Source organism: Pseudomonas sp. GM24 (assembly GCF_000282235.1).
Classification (GTDB): domain Bacteria; phylum Pseudomonadota; class Gammaproteobacteria; order Pseudomonadales; family Pseudomonadaceae; genus Aquipseudomonas.
In genome coordinates this window covers 1-2336 of record NZ_AKJR01000359.1, presented here as the reverse complement: position 1 = coordinate 2336, position 2336 = coordinate 1, and the positions used below count along the sequence as shown (strand labels likewise).

General features: G+C 56.3%; 2 protein-coding genes. Both read left to right on the top strand.

The window, feature by feature from the left end; translation table 11 throughout:
• The first annotated feature begins 207 nt into the window (after positions 1 to 207).
• Positions 208 to 519, top strand: coding sequence for a DUF485 domain-containing protein (locus tag PMI23_RS28345; RefSeq protein WP_007919908.1), 312 nt, complete (start codon positions 208 to 210; stop codon positions 517 to 519).
• On the top strand, positions 516 to 2174 hold the full coding sequence (locus PMI23_RS28340) for a cation acetate symporter (protein ID WP_007919906.1): 1659 nt from the start codon (positions 516 to 518) through the stop codon (positions 2172 to 2174). The genes PMI23_RS28345 and PMI23_RS28340 overlap by 4 nt, the downstream gene beginning before the upstream one ends.
• Positions 2175 to 2336: the final 162 nt, after the last annotated feature.

The following is a 2336-nucleotide window of genomic DNA, read 5'->3' as shown; positions in this document are numbered from 1 at the left end:
CTTGCCCGCGATAGCGTTCTCTCAGTTGACTAATAGTTGGCTGACACGACGCCATCGCTGGCAAGCCAGCTCCCACAGTTTTTTGTGTGTGCTCAAGAATGGCAAATACGTCATGGCGTTCTACTACTAAGGTCGTCTGTTACCACGCTCGCAGCCGCATACATTAGCTACGTTCCAACAATAATCTGTGCTGCGAGGATAAAAACAATGAACGACAGCATTTACCTCTCGATTCAAAACAGTCCCCGATTCAAGGAGCTGGTGCGAAAAAGGGAAAAGTTCGCCTGGATACTCTCGGCGATCATGCTCGGGCTTTACTCTGGCTTCATCCTGTTGATCGCTTACGGGCCACACATTCTGGGCGCGAAACTCAGTCCGGAATCCTCGATTACCTGGGGAATTCCAATCGGTGTCGGACTCATTCTTTCTGCATTCATCCTCACCGCTATCTACGTGCGCCGCGCCAATGGCGAGTTCGACGACTTGAACAATGCGATTCTCAAGGAGGCTCAGCAATGATCCGGCGTCTACTGGCTTTATTGAGTGTTGCGGCGTTCGCGCCGAGTGTCTGGGCGGCTGACGCGTTGACCGGTGAAGTGGCCAAACAGCCACTGAACATTCCGGCGATCCTGATGTTCGTCGCGTTCGTTGGCGCGACCTTATACATCACCTACTGGGCCTCGAAGAAAAACAATTCGGCGGCCGACTACTATGCGGCGGGCGGCAAGATCACCGGTTTCCAGAATGGTCTGGCGATCGCCGGTGACTACATGTCGGCGGCGTCCTTCCTGGGGATTTCCGCGCTGGTGTTCACCTCCGGCTACGATGGCCTGATCTACTCGATCGGCTTCCTGGTGGGCTGGCCGATCATTCTGTTCCTGATCGCCGAGCGCCTGCGTAACCTGGGTAAATACACCTTTGCCGACGTGGCGTCCTACCGCCTCGGGCAAACCCAGATCCGCACCCTGTCTGCCTGCGGCTCGCTGGTGGTGGTGGCGTTCTACCTGATCGCGCAAATGGTCGGTGCCGGCAAGCTGATTCAGCTGTTGTTCGGTCTGGACTACCACGTCGCGGTGATTCTGGTGGGTGTGCTGATGTGCATGTACGTGCTGTTCGGCGGCATGCTGGCGACCACTTGGGTACAGATCATCAAGGCTGTGCTGTTGCTGTCCGGCGCCTCGTTCATGGCGCTGATGGTGATGAAGCACGTAGGCTTCGACTTCAACACGCTGTTCTCCGAAGCGATCAAGGTTCACGCCAAAGGCGAAGCGATCATGAGCCCGGGCGGTCTGGTCAAGGATCCGATTTCGGCGTTCTCGCTGGGTCTGGCGCTGATGTTCGGTACGGCTGGTCTGCCACACATTCTGATGCGCTTCTTCACCGTGAGTGACGCAAAAGAAGCCCGCAAGAGCGTGCTCTACGCAACCGGTTTCATTGGCTACTTCTACATCCTGACCTTCATTATCGGCTTCGGCGCGATCCTGCTGGTCAGCACTAACCCGGCCTTCAAAGATGCTGCTGGCGCGCTGTTGGGCGGCAACAACATGGCGGCGGTGCACCTTGCCAATGCGGTCGGCGGCAGTATCTTCCTCGGCTTTATCTCGGCGGTGGCGTTCGCGACCATTCTGGCGGTAGTGGCAGGCCTGACCCTGGCCGGTGCTTCGGCGGTTTCTCACGACCTGTACGCCAGTGTGATCAAGAAGGGCAAGGCGAACGAGAAGGACGAGATTCGTGTCTCGAAGATCACCACCATTGCCTTGGCGGTGCTGGCGATTGGCTTGGGCATCTTGTTCGAAAGTCAGAACATTGCGTTCATGGTGGGCCTGGCGTTCTCGATCGCTGCCAGCTGTAACTTCCCGGTGCTGTTGCTTTCGATGTACTGGAAGAAGCTGACCACTCGTGGGGCGATGATTGGCGGCTGGTTGGGTCTGGTGAGTGCGGTTGGCTTGATGATCCTTGGCCCGACCATCTGGGTGCAGATTCTGCATCATGAGAAGGCGATCTTCCCTTACGAGTATCCGGCGTTGTTCTCGATGATCATTGCCTTTGTGGGGATCTGGTTCTTCTCGATTACTGACAAGTCGGCGGCTGCGGACAATGAGCGGGCGTTGTTCTTCCCGCAGTTTGTGCGTTCGCAGACGGGGTTGGGGGCGAGTGGGGCGGTTTCGCATTGATGGTTTGATGGTTTTGTAATGTTGTGCTGAATGCCCCGGTTGAGAGATCGGGGCATTTTTTGTGGGCGGTTATCGGACTTTGGTGTGTTTTTTATTGGGTGTATATCCGTTGCTGCGGTAACGGCTGATTAGGGTTTCGCCGATTAGGGTTTCGCCCTTACG